We start from the raw sequence: 19,228 nt of genomic DNA on the forward strand, positions 1-19,228 counted from the left end.
CCGCCTTTCCCCGATACCCGATCACCGCGCTCGACCCCGCGCGGCGGCTATACCGTACTCGCCGACGCCCGCGATTTCGCGGCGTTTCAGTGCGTGACGATGCGTTCGAGTGCCGCCAGATCCCGCTCCAGCATCCGGAACAACCAGTACACGCCGACGAAGGCCAGCGCCCCGCCGAAACACAGCACCCGCAGCGGCACGATCACCGCGTCGATATCGGCGGACGGGATGAAGGTCACCCCGGCCGCGCCGAGCAGCGGCACCGCGGCGGCGACGGTCAGGAAATAGGTGCTGCGCCGGTCCAGCGCGCGCAGCTGCCTGCTGTCGTCGGCGCCGAGCCCGCCCAACGGGAGGAACGCCGGATACAGGCAGCGCACCGCGTAGAAACTCACCAGGAAGTACGGGTATGCCATGGCGATGGCGCCGCAGACGATCTGGGTGAGGAAGAAATGCGCCGACGATTCGGCGCTGATCCGACTGCCCGACAGCTGCACCGAGACCGGCACCGCGATACCGGTGATCACCCACAGCACGAAGCAGGTGAGCACATTGCGGCTGGCCAAATGCAGCGTGTCCGAGCGGGCCCGCGCCAGCGCCGCCGCGTCGTAGACCTTGCCGTGGCGCAACCCGTACATGATCAGCCACAGATGCATCACCAGCGCGATGGTCACGATCGCCCCGATCAGGAAGCCGACGCCGTAGCTGGTCCAGGCGACACGATCGAAGGTGCGTTGCGCGTCCGCGTCGAGTTTGCTGATGATCAGGGTCCGGTTGTGGTTGTAGCTGTAGAGGATCGCCAGCAGGTTGGGCACCGCGATCGCCAGCGCCATGATCGGATGCACCCAGCTGCGGGCCCGTAACCGAGCGCTGCCCGGAGGCGGGTCCACCAGATCGCGGGCGCGCGCGTCCAGGCAGACCTGCAATTGCTGGGCCATATCGGCGCCGCGTTCCCAGCGTGCGGCCGGATCCGGCTCGAGTGCGCGCACCAACGCGCGTCGCAGGGCAGCGGGCGTGCCGGGCGGCAGGTCCTGGTAGGGCAGGTCCTGTGGGCTGTGCGCGCGCCGGTCCAGCATGGAGTCGAGGGCGGTGCGATCGCCGCCGACGGCGTTCTCCTCGCCGAAGGGTTTGCGCCCGGTGAGCAATTCCCACAGCACCACGGCCAGCGAGTACAGGTCGCTGCGGGTGTCGAGGTCGGCGGCGGCGGTGGGCCGGTCCGGATGCACCACCGACAGCTGTTCGGGCGACATGTAGGCCAGCGAGCCGCCGAAGTAGGCGACCGGACTGTCACCGGAGACATTGCCGCTGAAGCTGATATTGAAATCGGCCAGCTTCGGCACACCCTCCGCGGTGAGCAGCACATTGGCCGGTTTGACGTCGCGGTGCAGCACACCGACCCCGCCGGCGTAGTCCAGCGCCTGGGCGAGCCTGCGCCCCAGCCAGGCCACCGTCTCCGGCCAGGACAGCTTCGCGAGTTCGGCACGCACGGGTGATTCGGCAGGCTGGATCTCGCCATTGCCCGCGAGCACGGCGTCGATGACATCGAGCAGCAGCTGCCCGCTGCGCTGCGCCGCCGGTGTGTTGCGTACCCGCTCCAGCACGGTGAGCAGGGTGCCGCCGGGCACGTACTGCATGTAGAGCAGTCGCAACCCTGGACCGTCGATCACGCGCTGATCGAAGACACGCACGATGTAGTCGTGGTCGAGCTGGGCCAGCGTCTGCGGCTCGGTGCCCTTGTCGCGGGAGATCTTCACCGCCACCAGCCGCTGCATGGACCGCTGCCGAGCCAGGAAGACGCGGGCGAACGCGCCTCTCCCGAGGCTGGTCATCAGGTCGAAGTCGTCGATGCGCTGACCCACCTCCAGCTCGTCCAGATTCGCCGGCTCGGCCCGGCCGCCGAGCAGGGTGCTGTGATAGTCCTCGGTGGTGAGCAGTTGCGAAAGTTGTTCGGCCTGTTCGGGATAGGCGGCGGTGTACTCGCCGACGTCGACGGAGCTGCCCGAACGGCGGCGGATATGGAACTCCTCGTAGATCAGGTCCGGCGGCAGCGGCCAGGTGCGCAGCTCGGGTAGTTCGTCGACGTATTCGGCCAGCCGTTTCGGTGCGGTGCCGCGCTGCCAGCGGTTGGCCAGATCGATCTTGATCAGTTCGATCAGCGAGACCCGCCGGATCGCGGGCGCGTCGGGGAGATAGTTGCGCAGCTCCGGCGGGCTGTCGCCTTCTTGCCACGCCTGGGCGAATCGTTCGACGACCTCGGCGACCTGGTTGCCACGCGATGCCTCCGGCGACCGGTCGGACTGGACGGTCACCCCGGAGGCAGGCGGGGCGGAGTGCGCCATGTGCGCATCGTAACGCCGTCAGCGGTGGCGCGTCGGCTTCTTTCCTGGTCGCGTCGGCGTGGTCGTGACCGGTGCGGTCCTCAGCCGAAGAGCTCGACCAGCTCGGTCTTGCCGAACATGGTCGCGGCCTCGCGCGCCGATGGGGTGCCCGCGTCCGGATCGGCGCCGGCCGCCAGCAGATCGCGCACGATCTCGTTCTCGCCCTTGAACACCACCCCGGCCAGCGGGGTCTGGCCGCGGTCGTTGGCGCGGTCGGGGTCGGCCCCGCGCGCCAACAGCACCCCGACCGCCGCGCGGTGACCGTGGTAGGCGGCGAGCATGAGCAAGGTGTCGCCGCGCTCGTTGGTGAGGTTCACCGGCACACCCGCATCGAGGTAGGCGGCCAGCTGATCGGCGGCGCCGGTGCGCGCAAGAGCGAAGACCGCGGTGGCCAGTTCGACCAGTTCGGGGTCGATCCCGGGATCGCCGGAATCGGGGGCAGAGCCGTTGTCGGCAGTCATCGTTCCATTACTACCAGCCGGGCGGCCACCGCCGGGCGTCACTGGATGATCGCGCAGCCCTCTCCGGCGGATATCGAGCAGACCAGCCAGGACAGCGCCATCAGGAGGGCTTCGACCGGGTTGGACGGGACGACGGTCGGATGAACCATGGCAGAACCTCTCAGGTGTCGGCACGAATCGCAGCGGCCCCCCACTGGTTACAGCGGCCGGGTCCCGGCACCCGTTACACCAGTGGCAGGGGTGTTGACGGCAGCCCGGCCCCCCGCGACCGCGCACGGGTCGTTACCGGGTTCGGCGGGTGTGCAGCGGCCATACTGAGGCGCAAAGCCCTGTCGGGTAGATGGGAGTGGCCATGAACACCTCCGAGAAGCGCTCGATCCTGCAGCGGATATCACCCACCCAGTGGCTGGCGCTGGTGCTGACGATCCTCGCCGTCATCTTCATCTTGCAGAACCGCGGCAAGGTGTCGATCGACATTCTGGCCATCACCATCACCTCACCCATGTGGGTGGCGCTACTGGCCATCTTCCTGGTCGGCTGGGCCGCCGGAGTGCTGACCATGCGCCGACGTCGCTGAGGCGGCGGCGATGTGGTCGACGATGGCGGCCAGCACCGCGTCGGGGGCCTCGATATGCGGCCAGTGCGCGATGGCGTCGGGCAGCATCACCACATCGGGATCCGGGATCACCTCGCGGTAGCGCTCGGCCATATGCCTGCCCGAATTCGGGTCGGCGGGACCGTTGATCAACCGCATCGGCACCGAGGTCGCGCGCATGGCGCGCACCCAGCGGTTGCGGTAGGTGAGCCGATCGCGCACGAACCGGCCGACCAGATGGGTGACGCGGGCGCCGTCGTTGTAGTTCATGATCTGGTCGAACTGCTCGAGCAGCCGCGGGCTCGGTTTGGTGGCCGGGCCGAACATCTCATCGATCGACCGGGCCAGCATCGGCTTGGACAGCAGCAGCTTGTGGAATCGGCCCGCCACGTCACCGAGCGGTGTCGAGAGCAGCTGCTGGACCAGGCGCGGACGGTAGGACTCGATGAAGAGCCCGCCGTTGAGCCAGGTCAGTGAGCGCAGCCGATAGGGCGTCATCGACTGCGTGGAACTTTCGTGCCGGGCCAGCATTTCCTGGGCCACCGACACCCCGAGATCGTGTGCGACGACATGGCACTCGGTGACGCCCACGTGCGCGAGCAGCGCTTCGTGCATATCGGCATGCGCCGGGACCGAGTAATCGGCGGCCACCGGCTTGGCGGAAAATCCCATACCGAGCATGTCGGGGGCGATCACGGTGTATCGCTCGGTGAGGCGATCCCACAGCGGGGCCCAGTCCCAGGAGTTGAACGGGTAGCCGTGGACAAGGAGCAGAAATGGTCCGCTGCCCGCGACCCGGTAGAACACGTCGAAGCCGAGGAAGTCGAAATACTGTCCGCCGTCTTTCCATTCGCGCAGTTCCGCGTCCATGACTCCACCCTCGTCGCCGGATGACGCGGCCGCCGCGCCGTGCACCTGCGATGCCGACCTGACGGCGGCGAGCGCCGATGTGCGCACCTTGCGCGCCGAGCTGAACCATACTGTGGTCGAACTGTCGGCGGGTGTCGACTCTGGGTGAACGAGGTGCGCAGTGGCGACGACAACGACCCCGGCGACGCAGGACACGGCGGACTCCGAGCAGCCGCAAGGGCCGGAGAAACGGCGTGGGTGGCTACGGCTCGAGTTCGGTGGCCTGGTGGGTGCGCTGGTTCTGATCTGGCTGTCGCTGACACCCTCGCTGCTGCCGCGCGACGCGCTGTTCCAGGGTGTGGTCACCGGGGCAGGCGCCGCTGTCGGCTACGGGCTCGGCGTGCTGGTGGCGGCGATCATTCGCTGGATGGTGCATCGTGAGCAACCGCGTCCCACCCGGGCGGTGACCTGGTGGATGCTGGCGGGCATCGCCGTGGTGGGCACGGTGCTCATGCTGATCTGGTTCGCGGGCTGGCAGCACGAATTGCGTAGCCTCATGGGCGTTTCCGGGCTGTCGTTCTGGTCGTATCCGATCATCCTGGTGGTCGCGGTGGTGGTGTTCGCTCTCCTGGTGGCGGTGGTGCGCGGGCTGATCGCGGTGACGACATGGGTGGCGCGACTGCTGACCACGGTGCTGCCCGCCCGCGTCGCGGTCGTGGCAGGCGGCGTGCTGGTGGCCCTCGCCCTGGTGGCCGTACTCGACGGCGTGGTCGCCAACGGCGCGATGTCGGTGCTCAACAACACCTTCGCCGCCGTCAACCAGGAGACCGACGCCGACAACCCGGCGACCACCGTGCCAGAGCGCTCCGGCGGCCCGGGCTCGCTGGTGACCTGGGATTCCCTGGGCAGGCAGGGCCGCATCTTCGTCGGGAACGGGCCGACGGTCGGGCAGCTCTCGGAGTTCAACGGCCGTCCGGCGATGATGCCCATCCGGGCCTACACCGGGCTCGCCTCGGCCGACACCGTGCGGGCCGAGGCGGAATTGGCCGTGGCCGAACTCGATCGCGCCGGCGGCTTCGACCGCGCCGTCATCGGTGTCGCCACCACCACCGGCACCGGCTGGCTCAATCCGTCCACCGCCTCGGCGCTCGAATATCTGTACAACGGCGACACCGCGCTGGTGAGCATGCAGTACTCGTATCTGCCGAGCTGGCTGTCGTTCCTGGTGGATCAGGAGCGGGCGCGGCAGGCCGGGCAGGCGCTGTTCGAGGCGGTCTACGCCCGGTGGTCGGCCATGCCGGAGGACGATCGACCGAAGCTGGTGGTGTTCGGCGAGAGCCTCGGCTCCTTCGGCGGTGAAGCGGCGTTCTCCGGCATCCAGGATCTGACCTCGCGCACCGACGGCGCGCTGTTCGTCGGTCCGACGTTCGACAACGTCATCTGGGCAGACCTGACCGCGCGCCGCGATCCCGGCACGCCGCAGGTGCTGCCGATCTTCCAGGACGGCCGCGCGGTGCGGTTCGTAGCCGGGCCCGATGACCTGGAACGACCCACCCCGGACTGGCCGGGGCCGCGAGTGGTGTACCTGCAGCACGGCTCCGACCCCATCACCTGGTGGACGCCGGGGCTTGCCCTGCACGAACCGGACTGGCTCCGTGAACCCCGGGCCGACGACGTCCTCGACAGCACCCGCTGGATCCCGATCCTCACCTTCCTCCAGGTGTCGGCCGATATGGCGGTCTCCACCAACGTGCCCGACGGGTACGGCCACACCTTCCACGCCGCCATCGCCGACTCGTGGGCCGCGATCCTGCCACCGCCGGGCTGGACACCGGCCGACACCGAACGCCTGCGCGCGGTGCTGACCGGCGCCAACTGACGACCGCTCCGATATCGATGCTCGCCGGCGAACGCCTCGACGACGAATGTTCGCCCGATGTCATCGCCGGCTTCACCGCACGGGTGAGTGGCTGTCGATCTGGCGCCCCCACCATGAACCATGGGCCTGTCGCGTCGGCAGCTGTTGCGGTTCGGTGGCGTGGCCTCGGCCGCCGCGCTGGCGGGAAGTTGCGCGGTCTCCGGCGCCCGGTTCCGGGCCCCACGCTGGACCGGTGACCCCTTCACTCTCGGCGTCGCCTCCGGCGAGCCGACCTCGGACGGGGTGGTGCTGTGGACTCGGCTGGCACCGGATCCATTCGCCGCCGACGGGCTCGGCGGCATGCCGGCGCATCCGGTGACCGTCGACTACGAAATCGCCGACGACGAGCACTTCCGGAAGGTGGTGCGGCGCGGCTCGGTGGTGGCCGATCGCGCGCTCGGGCACAGTGTGCACCCCGAGATCGGCGGTCTGGAACCGCAGCGCGGGTACTACTACCGCTTCCGCGCGGGGTCGGCGCTGTCACCGGTGGGCCGCACCCGCACCGCGCCCCGCCCGGGGACGGGGTCGCGGCTGCGTTTCGCCTACGCCTCCTGTCAGGCCTGGAACGACGGCCACTACACCGCTTACCGGCATCTGGCCGATGAGGACCTCGATCTGGTGGTGCATCTGGGCGATTACATCTACGAATATCCGCTGACGGGCCGCCGGCGCGGCATCCGGGTGCCCTCACCGCTGCGGCACGAGGCCCGCGATCTGGCCGGCTACCGCTTGCATTACGCATGGTTCAAATCCGATGAGCCGCTGCGCCGCGCCCATGCGGCCTTCCCGTGGCTGGTCACCATGGACGATCATGAGGTCGACGACGATTGGGCCGCCGACGCCGCCGCGTCGACGATCGACCTCGACGCACTGCGGACGGTATTCCTGCGCCGTCGCGCGGCGGCTTTCCAGGCGATGTACGAACATCAGCCGCTACGGTTGGCGCAGCTACCGTCGGGTCCGAATATGCGCCTGCACCGGCGCTACCGCTTCGGCGACCTCGCCGAGATCACGCTGCTCGACACACGCCAATACCGCACCCGGCAGGCCTGCGGCGGCGAGATCGTCAGCGAATGCGCCTCGGCCACCGGTGTCGACCGCACCATTCTCGGTGGCGCACAACGACAGTGGCTGCTCAACGGCTTCGCGCACTCGCCCGCACGCTGGCAGATTCTCGGCAATCAGGTGGTGATGGGCCGTACCGACCACGATCCCGGCCCGCGGACGGCGATCTCCACCGACGCATGGGACGGCTACGCGAGCGAACGCGCGGCGATACTCGGTGCCGCCGCCGACCGCTCGGTGCGCAACCTGGTGGTGCTCACCGGCGACCGGCACGAGAACTACGCCGCCGAGCTGCGCCGCGATCCCGGCGATGCCGAATCCGCGGTGGTGGCCGCCGAATTCACCGGAACCTCGATCTCCAGCGGTGGCGACGGTGTCGACCTGCCCGGCCGCGGCCGCGAGCTGCTGGCGGCCAATCCCGACCTGAAGTTCTACAACAGCCAACGCGGCTATGTCCGGGTGGAGGTGGATGAGCGGCTGTGGCGCACCGACTTCCGCGTGGTGCCCTATGTCGAACGGCCCGGCGCACCCATCCACACCAGGGCGAGTTTCGTGGTCGAGGATGGTATGCCCGGCGTACTGGAGGCGTCGCGGTGGGAACGGCCCGACACCGTCGTGCGGGCGGATCGGATCGAGCATGCCGCCGCACCACCGGTCGACTCGGATGACAACCGATGAACCCGGCGGTGTCGATAGCCCAGCAGGGCGGTCGGCCGCTGTCGGCCGGTGCCGGGCGCCGGCGCGGCACATGCTCGGCGAGGGATCGCGCTCAGAGCCGAAGGGTTTCCACCGCCGCCTCATGCAATGCCTGTCCATAACCGGGCCCGTACCCGGCCGCATGGACGGCCAGCGGATGCAATTGATGCAGCGGCACCCGTGCCTGCCATCCATCGGCCAACCGATGCCGCGACTGGTATCCCTCGATGAGCTGCTCCAGGTAGGGGCAACCGAACAGCGCCAGCATCGCCAGATCGGTTTCCCGGTGCCCGCCGTGCGCGGCCGGATCGATCAGCACGGCCCGCTCGCCGGTCCACACGACATTGCCGTTCCACAGATCGCCGTGGATCCGCGCGGGGGAGTCGCCGTCGTCGAAGCGTCCATCGGCCACCACGGCGCAGGCCCGCTAGATGACGGTGCGCTGGGTGCGGTCCACATGGCCCGCGTCATAGGCGATGGCCAGGAACGGCACTACCCGTTCGGTGGCGTAGAACTCGCCCCACCGGTCGTGTTCGACGCTGCTCATCGGCCGCTTGCCGATGAAGATCTGCCCGGTGAAACCAGCGGGCGGACAACCGAATCCAGCACCGTCGGTGCCCGCGTCATGCATCCGCGCCAGTGCCTCGCCGAGGCGGTGGGCACAGTCCGCCGATGCCCGCCCGTGCGGCAGCCGCGCCATCTCGATATGCCCGCTGTCCACCGAGAGCACCTGGACCACCGGCGCTCCCGCGGCCTCGAGCCAGCGCAGCCCCGCCGCCTCGGCCGGATAGAAGTCCGGATGCTTCCCGGTATCGGCCTTTCGAAAGGTGGTCACGCCGCCACCGTACGACCGCATACCGCGAGCCCGGAAACGCCCTCCTGACAACCAAGCGCTTGCTAGACTCGGCCGATGATCTCCACAGCGGTGTGGGGCACCGGAAACGTCGGCCGCGCGGCCATCCGCGCCGTCGCGGCGCATCCCGGGCTGGAACTCGCCGACGTCATCGTGCACAACCCGGCCAAGGCCGGCCGGGACGCGGGGGACCTGGCCGGTCTCGACCAGGAACTCGGCGTCGCCGCCACCACCGATGTCGCCGCCGTGCTGGCCTCGAAACCACGCGCGGTGGTGTACGCCGCCTCCGGTGACATCCGCCCCGACGACGCCCTGGCCGATATCGTTGCCGCCGTCGCCGCGGGCGCGGTGGTCGTCACTCCGGCCCTCTATGCCTTCTACGACGCCCGCAACGCACCCGCCGAGCAGCGTGCGAAGGTCCTCGCCGCGATCGAATCCGGCGGCGGTTCGCTCTTCGTCTCCGGGGTCGATCCCGGGTGGGGCAACGATGTGCTGCCGCTGCTGATGAGCGGGCTCGGCACCGTCGTCGACGGCATCCGCTGCCAGGAGATCTTCGACTACTCCAGCTACGACCAGCCCGATTCGGTGCGCTACCTGGTCGGCATGGGCCAGCCGATGGATTACGCACCGCCCATGGTGGCTCCCGGCGTGCCGACGATGGTGTGGGGCGGTCAGATTCGGCTCATGGCGCGCGCGCTCGGTGTCGAACTCGACGAGATCCGCGAAACCCTCGACCGCCGCGAACTCGAGACCACGATCGGCACGGCCTCGATGGGGGAGTTCGCGGCAGGCACCCAGGGCGCGCTGCGGTTCGAGGTGCAGGGCATCGTCGCGGGGGAGCCGGCGATCGTCATCGAACACATCACCCGCATCCACCCCGGCTGCGCACCCGACTGGCCGGTCCCGCCGAACGGGTCCGGCGCGCACCGGGTCATCGTGGAAGGCCGCCCGCGTCTCGAAGTCACCATCGAGGCCACCGATGAGGACGGCAACTACGCCGCAGGCGGCAATGCCACCGCGGTCGGGCGGCTCGTCGGCGCGATCGACTGGCTCACCGAGACGAGCCCCGGACTCTACGACGCGCTCGATGTCCCGCTGCGACCGGCGGTGGGCAGGCTGGGAAGGAACCGGACATGAGGATCGACATTCCGGAGGGCAAGGACCCGATCGGCTACGTCTGGGGCGAGATGGTGCCGGGAATCGGGGTCGCCGCATCGAATTTCTCGCTCGCGGTGTATTCCCACTCCACGCTCGGGCTGGCCGAATTCGAGGCCGCGCGATTGCGCATCGCGCAGCTCAACGGCTGTCTGTTCTGCCTGGACTGGCGCACCGAACGCGACGGCCAGAAGGTCGATCCCGGTTTCCTCGACGCCGTCGCCGATTGGCGTAACACCGACGCCTTCGACGAGCGCACCCGGCTGGCCGCCGAGTACGCCGAACGCTACGCCCTCGACCACCACAACCTCGACGACGAGTTCTGGGCCCGAATGTCGGCCTGCTACAGCCAGGCCGAGATCGTCGAGCTGAGTATGAGCATCGGGTCCTGGCTGGCCTTCGGCCGGCTCAATCACGTCCTCGGACTCGACGCGGTCTGCGTGCTGCCCGGCCATTCCGCAAGCGCGACACCATGACGCGCTGAGGTTTGCTCCCGGTACGCGCGGGGTACCGAATACTCGCCCCTCGCGACGGACCGGCTCGGCCGCCGCGGCGGGTCGCAACGTGCCGGATGAGCTGCGCAGACCGCGCCGACGCAGGTGTTGTGCGTCCTGGCGCCGCGTGCACGCTGTACGGTTGCTGCGGGAAGAGAACAACCGCCTACCAGCGGTCGTTCGCGATCTGAAAGGACTCCGATTCAATGTCGATCGGCGCCGACAGGAATTCCCGGGACACCGAAGCGACGGTGCACCGGGTTGCTGGCAGATCACCGGCGAAACCAGGACTCGACCGTCTCGTCTTCGGCGTCACGGCGATCGGGTCCTTGGCGTTCGTGGCATGGGGCATCATCGACCGGACCAGCTTGGCCACCGCGGCGGGAAACGCGCAGACCTGGGTGATCAGCAATACCGGCTGGCTGTTCGTGCTCATCGCGACGGTCTTCGTGGTCTATGTGATCTGGCTGGCCGCAAGCAGATACGGCAAGATCCCGCTCGGGGCCGACGGCGAGAAACCCGAATTCCGCACCGTCTCCTGGATCGCGATGATGTTCAGCGCCGGGATGGGCATCGGCTTGATGTTCTGGGGCGTGGCCGAACCGCTGTCGCATTTCGTGAGCCCGCCGCCGGGCACGGCCGAACCGGGTAGCCCGGAGGCCGCCGAGATCGCCATGGCCACCACCCTGTTCCACTGGACCCTGCATCCCTGGGCGATCTACGCCGTCGCCGGACTGGCCATCGCCTACAGCACCTTCCGCCGCGGTCGCTCGCAGTTGATCTCCTCGGTGTTCCGCCCGATTCTCGGCCGCAGAGCCGACGGCATCGGCGGCCAGGCGATCAACATGATGGCCATTTTCGCGACCCTGTTCGGATCGGCGGCGTCGCTGGGTCTCGGTGCGCTGCAGATCGGGGCCGGGATGGAGTTCAACGGCTGGATCGACGCCATCGGCAAGGTCGGTCTCGTCGCCATCATCTGCGGTCTGACCATCGCCTTCATCTTCTCGGCCGTGTCGGGCATCGATCGTGGCATCCAATGGCTGTCCAACATCAATATGGTGCTGGCGCTTGCGGTCGCGGCATTCGTGTTCATCGCCGGACCCACGCTGGTCATGCTCAACTTCCTGCCCGCCGCCATCGGCGACTACATCGCCATGCTGCCGACCATGGCCTCGCGGACCGGTGTCGCCGGCGGCGAAGCGATGGAGACCTGGTTATCGAGCTGGACCATCTTCTACTGGGCGTGGTGGATTTCCTGGACCCCCTTCGTCGGTATGTTCATCGCGCGAATCAGTCGTGGCCGCACCATCCGTCAGTTCGTCACCGGTGTGCTGCTGGTGCCGAGCGTGGTCAGCCTGATCTGGTTCGTCATCTTCGGCGGCGCGGGCATCCAGCAGCAGAGCCAGACCAACGATCTGACCGAGGCCGACGGTTCGGTGAACGAGAACTTCGCGCTGTTCCATCTGCTCGATCACTATCCGCTGGCGTCGTTCACCGCCGGACTGGTGATGGTGCTGGTGGCGATCTTCTTCGTCTCCGGCGCCGACGCGGCCTCCATCGTGATGGGCACGCTGTCGGAGAAGGGCAGCATCGAACCCTCGCGGCCCACGGTCATCTTCTGGGGTTCGGCGACCGGCGCGGTGGCGGCCATCATGCTCGTCATCGCCGATCCCGCGAATCTGGGCGGCGCGCTGACCGGGCTGCAAGCGCTCACCACGGTGGTCTCGCTGCCGTTCATGGTGGTGATGGGCTTCATGTGCGTCTCGCTGTATCGCGATCTGCGTGCCGACCCGATCATCCAGCGCGAGGATCTCGGCGTGCAGCTGGTGGTCGACGCGGTCGTGCAGGGCACCGAGCGCCACGACGGCGAATTCGAATTGGTCACCGAGGCCGTGGTGGCGGAGGAACCCGACGATTCACCGGAAGACCGCACGGCCAGCTGACTCTCGCGTTCTTCCGGCCCGGCGGCGTCTCACGCGTTGCCGGGCCGGAGCGCGTCACGCCAGGCGCGGTCGGCCAGCAACCGCATCCCGTTCAATCCGACGATCACCGTCGACCCCTCGTGGCCTGCGACGCCGAGCGGCAAAGGCAGGGTGCCGACCAGATCCCAGGTCACCAGCGCCACGATGAAGGTGGCGGCGATGGTCAGGTTCGCGATCACGATGCGCCGGGCCCGCCGCGACAGCGTGACGATGGCGGCGACGGTGCCGAGGTCGTCGCGGACGACGACGGCATCGGCGGCCTCGACCGCCAGATCGGATCCGGTGCGGCCCATGGCGATCCCGACGTGCGCGGAAGCGAGCGCGGGCGCGTCGTTGACGCCGTCGCCGACGACCGCGACGCGGCGACCGGCCCCGACGAGCTCGCGCACCGCCGCGACCTTCTCCTCGGGTAGCACACCGGCCCGGACATCGTCGATCCCGAGGGTTGCGGCCAGCGCGGCCGCGGCACGCGGGTTGTCGCCGGTGAGAAGCACCGGCGGGTGACCGCTCAGGGCGGTCAGATCGGCGACGGCCCTGGCCGCGGCCGGTCGCGGCCGGTCGGTTACCCCGAGCACGCCGGCCGGGTGGCCGTCGACCGTGACGACCACGGCGGTCGCACCGGCGGATTCCCATTCCTCGACAAGGGCTTTCGCGGTAGCCAGCGCAGTGCCGGATCCGGTGGACGCCGGCAGCATGTCGCCGGGGCGGCCCACCTCGATGACCCGGCCGTCGACGGTGGCGCGTACGCCACGGCCGGGGCGCGAATCGAATGCCGTGACGTCGGCGAGCGGCAGTGCGCGGTCTCTTGCGGCGGTGACGATGGCGGTGGCCAGGGGATGTTCGCTGTCGCGTTCGGCGGCGGCGGCCAGGGCGAGCATCGCGTCGGGGTCGAGTTCGCTGGTGACGGACTGGATCGCGGTGACCTCTGGGCGGCCCTCGGTCAGGGTGCCGGTCTTGTCGAAGGCGACGGTGTCCACCGTGCCGAGCCGTTCCATGACCACCGCCGATTTCACCAGCACGCCGTGGCGGCTCGCGTTCGCCATGGCGGCCAGCAGCGGCGGCATGGTCGCCAGCACGATCGCGCACGGTGACGCGACGATCATGAACGTCATCGCCCGCAGCAGGGCGGGCTGGAGCGCCGAGCCCGCGGCCAGCGGAATGAACAGCACGGCGAGCGTGGCGATCACGACGCCGGTAGAGTACCACTGCTCGACCCGCTCGATGAACAGTTGGGTGCCCGCCTTGGTTTCGGACGCCTCGCGCACCATGGCCGCGATGCGCGCGATCACCGTGTCGGCCGCCGCGCGCCGCACCCGCACCCGCAACGTGCCGGTGCCGTTGATGGCGCCGGCGAAGACCTCGTCTCCCGGCCCGGCCGGCACCGGAAGCGGTTCGCCGGTGATCGAGGCCTGATCGACCTCGCTGCGCCCGGATTCGACCACGCCGTCGCCGCCGATCCGTTCACCGGGCCGCACCAGGATCAGCTGCCCTGGTACGAGGGTGTGCGCGTCGACGATCCGTTCGTCGTCGCCGTCGACGAGAGTGGCGCGGTCGGGTGCGAGATCGAGCAGCCCGCGCACCGCCTCGGCCGTGCGGTGGGTCAGCACCGCCTCCAGTGCGCCGGAGGTCGCGAAGATCACGATCAGCAGTCCGCCGTCGACGATCTGCCCGATCGCCGCGGCACCGAGCGCGGCGACGATCATGAGCAGATCCACGTCGAGGGTTCGCTCACGCAGTGCACGTAACCCTTCCAGCGCAGGCTCCCAGCCACCGGTTACGTAGCAACCCGCCAGCAGCGACCATACGAGCCAATCCGGTGCACCGGCCCATTGCGCGCAGACGCCCGCGACGAACAGCGCGGTGGCCGCCAGGGCCCGGCGCACCTCGGGCAGCGTCCAGGCCGTCCGGCGATCAGCGCGCCGCGGGGAAGACGTGGCGGCGTTGCGCCGATCCAGTAGGGCGGGGGAAACCATCGGGGAGTGCTCCGTTCGAGATCGGCGCGGCGTAGGACTACAGGAATACATGTACATGTCTTCATGTAATCCCGCAAGGTACAGTGATCTCGTGGGACACGGAGTCGAGGGCAGAACAACGCCGCCCGCCCAGCTGGATGCCGATTCGGCGGCAACGGTGGCAGCGACTCTGCAGGCCTTGGCCACACCGAGCCGGCTACGGATCCTGACCAGGCTGCGGCACGGCCCGTGCTCGGTGGGGGATCTGGTGGACGCCGTCGAGATGGAACAGTCCGCGGTTTCCCATCAGCTGCGGCTGTTGCGTGCCATGGGTTTGGTCACCGGTTCGCGGCAGGGCAGAAGCGTCATCTACCGGCTCTACGACAGTCATGTGGCGATGCTGCTGGACGAAGCCGTCTATCACATCGAGCATCTCGGGCTCGGCATCGCCGACGACGAGACGGCCTGACCCGGACCGCTCGAGTCTGGATCGATTGTGGCGCAACCGAATTGTCGCAGCCGCGGTACGTGGTGGCGGAACCAGGAGGCCGCCACCACGCCTGGATCACTGAATGGCGAAGCGCAGCAGCGCCTGCTTATCGCCCTGCTTGATCTTGCCCTTGCGGTTGAGCACCTCGAGCTGCCAGCTCGCACCGGAACGGAACGCGCGCGCCACCGCGTTGGCATTGTCGGCGCCCAACAGCGACGGCCAGATATCGGCGACCTGCTGGGTGTCGCCGCCGGTCGCGTCATAGACCTTGAACGAGATATTGTTCGCCTTCTCGAAAGACGAGCCCTTCTTGAACGCGGCCGCGACGAACACGATCGAATCGATGCCGCCGGGCACATCGGCGAAGGTGACCTGAACGGTCTCGTCGTCGCCGGACGCGGCGCCGGTCTGCTCGTCACCGCTGTGCAGGACCGCACCATTGCCGAGCGGGTCGAGCGAATCCAGGCCGGCGAATCGCACCGGTTCTGCCCCCTGCATGAGAATCGCGATCAGATCCAGGTCGACGCCGCGCTTGCGCCGAGCCCACCCGAGCGCGCCGCCGCTGGCACCCGCGGACGGGTCCCAGCTCACCCCGACACTCAGTTTGGTGATGCCGCTCAGATCCGCGGCACCGTCTTCTTTCTTGAGCGTGATCATGGGCCTCAGCGTACCCACGAACGAGTCGGCAGGCAGGGCAGCGAGTTCCGCGACCATGATCGCGGAACCCGCTGTGACCGTGCGGCTCAGCGCTTGCGGCCGACCCCGCCGAGCATCACTCGTTCCTCGGGGTACGGTTCGCGGATCGCCGGGCCCATCGGCCACCACTGCTCGAGTTCGACCAGGCCCGGCTCGATCAGCTCGAGATCGTGGAAGTAGGCGGCGATCTCCTCCTTGGTGCGGTACCAGCCCGAACCGAGCCCCATCTCGGTGAACTGACGCTGCAGGCGCACGGCGAGCTCGGCGAGCTCGGAACCGTCGTTCGGGTTCCAGAAATGCGTGATGGCAACGTAGGAACCGGAGGGCAGCGCGTCGATGTACTGGCGCATGATGCCGACAGGATCGAGATCGTCGTCCACGTGATGCAGGATGCCGCACAGGATGAGACCGAGCGGCCGCTCGAGATCGAGGTGCCGGGTGACCTCCTCGTCTTTGAGCAACGTCTCGGGCTGCGTCAGATCCGCCGGAACGAAATGGGTGTACTCGTTCTGTTCGAGCAGTACCCGTCCGTGTGCGTTGCACACCGGATCGTTGTCGACGTAGACGACGGTCGCCTCCGGGTTCTGGCTCTGGGCGATCTCGTGCGTGTTGCCGACAGTCGGCAGGCCCGCGCCGATGTCGAGGAATTGGTCGATGCCGACCGTGCCCGCGAGATAGCGGGTGACCCGGTGCAGCCAGCGCCGGTTCATCTTCGACACGTCGCGCTGGCGGGGCGCGGCTTGCAGGATCATGTCGAACGCGGCGCGGTCGACGTCGTAGTTGTCTTTGCCACCCAGGCTCACGTCGTAGACGCGCGCGATGCTCGCTCGGGTGGTGTCCACGCCGACCGGAACGCGAACACCGGTCTGGGGAGCGGGTTGGGACATCGAGAACCTCTCTCTGCAATAACTGTGATACGGCTCACTCAGCGTAGGGGCCGCTGAGCGTCCCGGCAATGGGTCCGGTTGCATTCGGGCGGCACGGGATTCGCCGCCGAGGGTGCACCCGGAGGACGTGCGGTGCCGCGGGTCAGGCCGAGACGCGGTCGAGGCGTCGGCCGGGCAGCCAGCCGGCGCCGACGTGGGTGACCCGCCACCAGTCGACATGGACGAGCAGCGCTTCCACCGGGGTGGCGAAGAACGGCTCGATCATCGGTTCCTTTTGTACCAGCGCCTGGAACGTCTCGTCCCGGTCGGCGGGATCGCGCACCTCGACGGTGCCGAGGCCCTGGGCGAAGGGGTCGGTGAATCCGCCGCTGACCACCTTGATGCCGACATTGGGGTTGGCGCGCAGGGCCTCCAGCGTGCGGCCGCCCGATTCCAGGATCAGGGTGAGCCGGAACGGGTCGTCGTCGAGGTGGGTGAAGAACGCGCTCGAGCACCAGTTCACGCCGTCTTTGGATGTCGCGAGGTCGATGCTGGTGGTGGCGAGTATGCCGGCGAGCTTGTCCCGGACGTCCTGCTCGGTGATCTGTGCGTTGCCGGTGGTGGTGTCGGCGTCCGCTGACATGGCGGCCTCCTGTGATCGTGTGAATCGAATGCGAACAGTGGAACGGATGTGCGAGTTACGGTTTGCGGCCGACGCCGCCGATGATCAGGTACTCGTCCGGGACGCGCTCGCGCTCGTCGGGCCCCCAGGGCCACCAGTCGTCGAGCGGTACCAGTCCCGGTTCGAGCAGTTCCAGCCCGTCGAAGAACGGCATCAGTTCCTCGCGGGTGCGCCAGCGGCCGGTGCCGAGGCCTTCGTCGTGCAGGGCGCGTTCGGCGCGGCGGGCCAGCTGATGCAATTCGGCGTCTTCGCTGCCGGGATCGAAGAAGTGGCTGATCATGACGTAGGAGCCGGGCGCGAGCCGGTCGATGTACTGGGCCATGATGCCCGCCGGATCGCGATCGTCGTCGACGTGATGCAAAGTGCCGCATTGCATCATCAGCAGCGGCTTGCTCAGGTCGAGGTACTGGTTCACGGCCGGATGTCCGAGGACCTCATCGGGCTTGGTGAGATCGAGATCGAGGAAATGGGTGTACTCGTTGGCTTCGAGCAGTTCCTTGCCGCGGCGCACGCACACCGGGTCGTTGTCGACATAGACGACCATGACCTCCGCGCCCAGTTCCTGAGCGATCTCGTGGGTGTTCTTCTGCGTCGGTAGTCCGCTGCCGAGATCCAGGATCTGCGTCATGCCCACCTGACTGGTCAGGTAGCGGACCACCCGTTCGAGCCAGCGCCGGTTCGCCACGCCGACCGCATTCTGGTTCGGCACAACAGTCAGTAAGTGTTCGTAGACTCTACGATCGACCTCGAACCAGTCCGTACCGCCCAGTCCGTAGTCGTAGACGCGGGCAATGCTCGGCGTGTCAGGGTCGACACGCCCACCGAGATCCTCATCATCCATCGGCATCATGGGGCTCCTCTCCCATCGGCTCCCACGACTGTGACTCTACGCACCGCGCGTACGCCGCGCGCGGTATCGGGAAGAAGATATGCCGTTGTCCCGCTGGGACATCCACGCATAAAGGTCATTGGTGACGCGATCGGTCACCGCGCACCGGCGCGAGGTGCAACTCGACGACCGACCAGTCTGTGCCGAACGCGGGCACACGCGGCGCCCGGCCCCCGCGACGATGATCGCCGACGGGTAACGGGCTCCGGTGGTTTCGCTATAGGAGCGAGTAGGATCTGCAACCGACGCGGTGGAACCGGTGGGTGTGACCGGGCAGATCGCGGTCTAACCACTATCGGCCAGAGGCGGTCCATGACCAACGACCAGGACAACAGCGACAACGTGGAACTGCTTGTGGCAGAGCGTGGTCCGACCGTGATCCGGATCGCGCTCGGCAGCAGGTTGCGTCGGCTGCGGGAAAGTTGCGGTGTCAGCAGGGAAGCGGCCGGAGACGCCATTCGCGGATCACACGCCAAGATCAGCCGGCTCGAGCTGGGACGCACCGGGTTCAAGGAACGCGATATCCGCGATCTGCTCACCCTCTACGGCGTCACCGATGACGACAAGCGCGAGCCCTACCTCGATATGGCGCGCAAGGCCAACGACCCTGGATGGTGGCAGAGCTACAGCGATCTGCTACCCGCGTGGTTCGAGACCTACGTCGGGCTCGAACAGGCGGCCACCACGATCCGCACCTACGAGGCCCAGTTCATTCCCGGCTTGTTGCAGACCGCCGACTACGCCCGCTCGGTCATCATGCTCGGCAACGACGACGAGACCGAACGCCGGGTCGCGGTCCGCATGCGCAGGCAGAAGATCCTGCACCGCAGGGCGGCACCGACCCTGTGGGCGGTCATCGACGAGAACGCGCTGCGCAGACCGGTCGGCGGCATGAAGGTGCTGCGCGAGCAGATCCAACACCTGATCACCATCTCCGACATGCCCAACGTGCGCATCCAGGTGCTGCCGTACTCGGCCGGTGGGCATTCCGCGGCCGGCGGACCGTTCAGCATCCTGCGCTTCCCCGAGCCCGAATTGCCCGACATCGTCTACACCGAACAGCTGACCAGCTCGCTCTATATGGAGAAGCGCCACGATGTCGAGCTGTACATGTCGGTGATGAATCAGCTCAGCGTGCAGGCCCTCTCGCCGGCCGAGAGCCTGCAATTCCTGTCGCAGATCCTCGCCGAGTACGCCGCGCAGGACTGAC

17 protein-coding genes and 1 pseudogene are annotated in these 19,228 nt (G+C 68.2%); 9 read left to right on the forward strand and 9 right to left on the reverse strand.

Features of this window, described 5'->3' with window-relative positions; all coding sequences use genetic code 11:
- Positions 1 to 86 precede the first annotated feature (86 nt).
- Complete coding sequence (locus AC5W7N_RS13135) at positions 87 to 2,336, reverse strand: protein kinase domain-containing protein (protein ID WP_495923837.1); 2,250 nt, start codon at positions 2,334 to 2,336, stop codon at positions 87 to 89.
- A gap of 80 nt (positions 2,337 to 2,416) precedes the next feature.
- Positions 2,417 to 2,836, reverse strand: coding sequence for an ankyrin repeat domain-containing protein (locus AC5W7N_RS13140; protein WP_194992637.1), 420 nt, complete (start codon positions 2,834 to 2,836; stop codon positions 2,417 to 2,419).
- Positions 2,837 to 3,188: 352 nt separating this feature from the next.
- Here AC5W7N_RS13140 and AC5W7N_RS13145 point away from each other — a divergent pair, with 352 nt between their 5' ends.
- Positions 3,189 to 3,413: a LapA family protein gene (locus AC5W7N_RS13145; RefSeq protein WP_228807108.1), complete on the forward strand. Its 225-nt coding sequence runs from the start codon at positions 3,189 to 3,191 to the stop codon at positions 3,411 to 3,413.
- On the opposite strand, the gene AC5W7N_RS13150 is transcribed toward AC5W7N_RS13145, so the two are convergent.
- Positions 3,351 to 4,301: an alpha/beta fold hydrolase gene (locus AC5W7N_RS13150; RefSeq protein ID WP_194992636.1), complete on the reverse strand. Its 951-nt coding sequence runs from the start codon at positions 4,299 to 4,301 to the stop codon at positions 3,351 to 3,353. The two genes, AC5W7N_RS13145 and AC5W7N_RS13150, sit on opposite strands and share 63 nt — an antisense overlap.
- Between AC5W7N_RS13150 and AC5W7N_RS13155 the strand changes: the two genes are divergently transcribed.
- From AC5W7N_RS13155 to AC5W7N_RS13165, 3 genes are all read left to right on the forward strand, one after another.
- Complete coding sequence (locus tag AC5W7N_RS13155; protein ID WP_194992635.1) at positions 4,300 to 4,449, forward strand: hypothetical protein; 150 nt, start codon at positions 4,300 to 4,302, stop codon at positions 4,447 to 4,449. The genes AC5W7N_RS13150 and AC5W7N_RS13155 overlap by 2 nt on opposite strands.
- A gap of 12 nt (positions 4,450 to 4,461) precedes the next feature.
- Positions 4,462 to 6,159: an alpha/beta hydrolase gene (locus AC5W7N_RS13160; protein WP_195019515.1), complete on the forward strand. Its 1,698-nt coding sequence runs from the start codon at positions 4,462 to 4,464 to the stop codon at positions 6,157 to 6,159.
- Between the two features lie 120 nt (positions 6,160 to 6,279).
- The gene (locus AC5W7N_RS13165) at positions 6,280 to 7,941 is read left to right on the forward strand and encodes an alkaline phosphatase D family protein (RefSeq protein WP_195019514.1); all 1,662 of its coding nucleotides are present in this window, start codon (positions 6,280 to 6,282) and stop codon (positions 7,939 to 7,941) included.
- A gap of 91 nt (positions 7,942 to 8,032) precedes the next feature.
- Here the strand turns inward: AC5W7N_RS13165 and AC5W7N_RS13170 are convergent.
- Positions 8,033 to 8,815, reverse strand: a pseudogene (locus AC5W7N_RS13170) (fructosamine kinase family protein).
- 54 nt (positions 8,816 to 8,869) lie between these two features.
- Between AC5W7N_RS13170 and AC5W7N_RS13175 the strand changes: the two are divergent.
- The 3 genes from AC5W7N_RS13175 (at position 8,870) to AC5W7N_RS13185 (ending at position 12,404) form a co-directional block, all read left to right on the forward strand.
- Complete coding sequence (locus AC5W7N_RS13175) at positions 8,870 to 9,949, forward strand: NAD(P)H-dependent amine dehydrogenase family protein (RefSeq protein ID WP_194991565.1); 1,080 nt, start codon at positions 8,870 to 8,872, stop codon at positions 9,947 to 9,949.
- Positions 9,946 to 10,443, forward strand: a complete 498-nt coding sequence (locus tag AC5W7N_RS13180) for a carboxymuconolactone decarboxylase family protein (protein WP_194991564.1) — start codon at positions 9,946 to 9,948, stop codon at positions 10,441 to 10,443. Before AC5W7N_RS13175 ends, AC5W7N_RS13180 begins: the two co-directional genes overlap by 4 nt.
- Before the next feature lie 224 nt (positions 10,444 to 10,667).
- Entirely contained in the window at positions 10,668 to 12,404 is a 1,737-nt protein-coding gene (locus tag AC5W7N_RS13185) for a BCCT family transporter (RefSeq protein WP_163810859.1), read from the forward strand.
- 29 nt (positions 12,405 to 12,433) lie between these two features.
- Here AC5W7N_RS13185 and AC5W7N_RS13190 read toward each other — a convergent pair whose 3' ends face one another.
- A complete protein-coding gene (locus AC5W7N_RS13190) occupies positions 12,434 to 14,416 on the reverse strand; it encodes a heavy metal translocating P-type ATPase (RefSeq protein WP_495923842.1) in 1,983 nt (660 codons plus the stop codon).
- Between the two features lie 91 nt (positions 14,417 to 14,507).
- On the opposite strand from AC5W7N_RS13190, the gene AC5W7N_RS13195 reads away from it, so the two are divergent.
- On the forward strand, positions 14,508 to 14,864 hold the full coding sequence (locus AC5W7N_RS13195) for an ArsR/SmtB family transcription factor (protein ID WP_163810863.1): 357 nt from the start codon (positions 14,508 to 14,510) through the stop codon (positions 14,862 to 14,864).
- A 96-nt stretch (positions 14,865 to 14,960) separates the two neighbouring features.
- On the opposite strand, the gene AC5W7N_RS13200 is transcribed toward AC5W7N_RS13195, so the two are convergent.
- The 4 genes from AC5W7N_RS13200 to AC5W7N_RS13215 form a co-directional block, all read right to left on the reverse strand.
- The gene (locus tag AC5W7N_RS13200; RefSeq protein WP_036537046.1) at positions 14,961 to 15,542 is read right to left on the reverse strand and encodes a TerD family protein; all 582 of its coding nucleotides are present in this window, start codon (positions 15,540 to 15,542) and stop codon (positions 14,961 to 14,963) included.
- A gap of 86 nt (positions 15,543 to 15,628) precedes the next feature.
- A complete protein-coding gene (locus AC5W7N_RS13205; RefSeq protein ID WP_194991901.1) occupies positions 15,629 to 16,468 on the reverse strand; it encodes an SAM-dependent methyltransferase in 840 nt (279 codons plus the stop codon).
- 142 nt (positions 16,469 to 16,610) lie between these two features.
- Entirely contained in the window at positions 16,611 to 17,090 is a 480-nt protein-coding gene (locus tag AC5W7N_RS13210; RefSeq protein WP_163810868.1) for a pyridoxamine 5'-phosphate oxidase family protein, read from the reverse strand.
- Between the two features lie 55 nt (positions 17,091 to 17,145).
- On the reverse strand, positions 17,146 to 17,976 hold the full coding sequence (locus tag AC5W7N_RS13215; RefSeq protein WP_163810870.1) for an SAM-dependent methyltransferase: 831 nt from the start codon (positions 17,974 to 17,976) through the stop codon (positions 17,146 to 17,148).
- Between the two features lie 354 nt (positions 17,977 to 18,330).
- Here AC5W7N_RS13215 and AC5W7N_RS13220 point away from each other — a divergent pair, with 354 nt between their 5' ends.
- The gene (locus AC5W7N_RS13220; RefSeq protein ID WP_495923845.1) at positions 18,331 to 19,227 is read left to right on the forward strand and encodes a Sco1979 family transcriptional regulator; all 897 of its coding nucleotides are present in this window, start codon (positions 18,331 to 18,333) and stop codon (positions 19,225 to 19,227) included.
- The last annotated feature ends 1 nt before the right edge of the window (position 19,228 follow it).

The organism is Nocardia sp. CDC519, from assembly GCF_059509835.1.

Bases quoted from the DNA above. Each gene is read 5' to 3' on its own strand.
- AC5W7N_RS13135 (WP_495923837.1), bottom strand. From the start codon at position 2,336: ATGGCGCACTCCGCCCCGCCTGCCTCCGGGGTGACCGTCCAGTCCGAC.
- AC5W7N_RS13140 (WP_194992637.1), bottom strand. From the start codon at position 2,836: ATGACTGCCGACAACGGCTCTGCCCCCGATTCCGGCGATCCCGGGATC.
- AC5W7N_RS13145 (WP_228807108.1), top strand. From the start codon at position 3,189: ATGAACACCTCCGAGAAGCGCTCGATCCTGCAGCGGATATCACCCACC.
- AC5W7N_RS13155 (WP_194992635.1), top strand. From the start codon at position 4,300: ATGACTCCACCCTCGTCGCCGGATGACGCGGCCGCCGCGCCGTGCACC.
- AC5W7N_RS13150 (WP_194992636.1), bottom strand. From the start codon at position 4,301: ATGGACGCGGAACTGCGCGAATGGAAAGACGGCGGACAGTATTTCGAC.
- AC5W7N_RS13165 (WP_195019514.1), top strand. From the start codon at position 6,280: ATGGGCCTGTCGCGTCGGCAGCTGTTGCGGTTCGGTGGCGTGGCCTCG.
- AC5W7N_RS13175 (WP_194991565.1), top strand. From the start codon at position 8,870: ATGATCTCCACAGCGGTGTGGGGCACCGGAAACGTCGGCCGCGCGGCC.
- AC5W7N_RS13180 (WP_194991564.1), top strand. From the start codon at position 9,946: ATGAGGATCGACATTCCGGAGGGCAAGGACCCGATCGGCTACGTCTGG.
- AC5W7N_RS13185 (WP_163810859.1), top strand. From the start codon at position 10,668: ATGTCGATCGGCGCCGACAGGAATTCCCGGGACACCGAAGCGACGGTG.
- AC5W7N_RS13190 (WP_495923842.1), bottom strand. From the start codon at position 14,416: ATGGTTTCCCCCGCCCTACTGGATCGGCGCAACGCCGCCACGTCTTCC.
- AC5W7N_RS13200 (WP_036537046.1), bottom strand. From the start codon at position 15,542: ATGATCACGCTCAAGAAAGAAGACGGTGCCGCGGATCTGAGCGGCATC.
- AC5W7N_RS13205 (WP_194991901.1), bottom strand. From the start codon at position 16,468: ATGTCCCAACCCGCTCCCCAGACCGGTGTTCGCGTTCCGGTCGGCGTG.
- AC5W7N_RS13210 (WP_163810868.1), bottom strand. From the start codon at position 17,090: ATGTCAGCGGACGCCGACACCACCACCGGCAACGCACAGATCACCGAG.
- AC5W7N_RS13215 (WP_163810870.1), bottom strand. From the start codon at position 17,976: ATGCCGATGGATGATGAGGATCTCGGTGGGCGTGTCGACCCTGACACG.
- AC5W7N_RS13220 (WP_495923845.1), top strand. From the start codon at position 18,331: ATGACCAACGACCAGGACAACAGCGACAACGTGGAACTGCTTGTGGCA.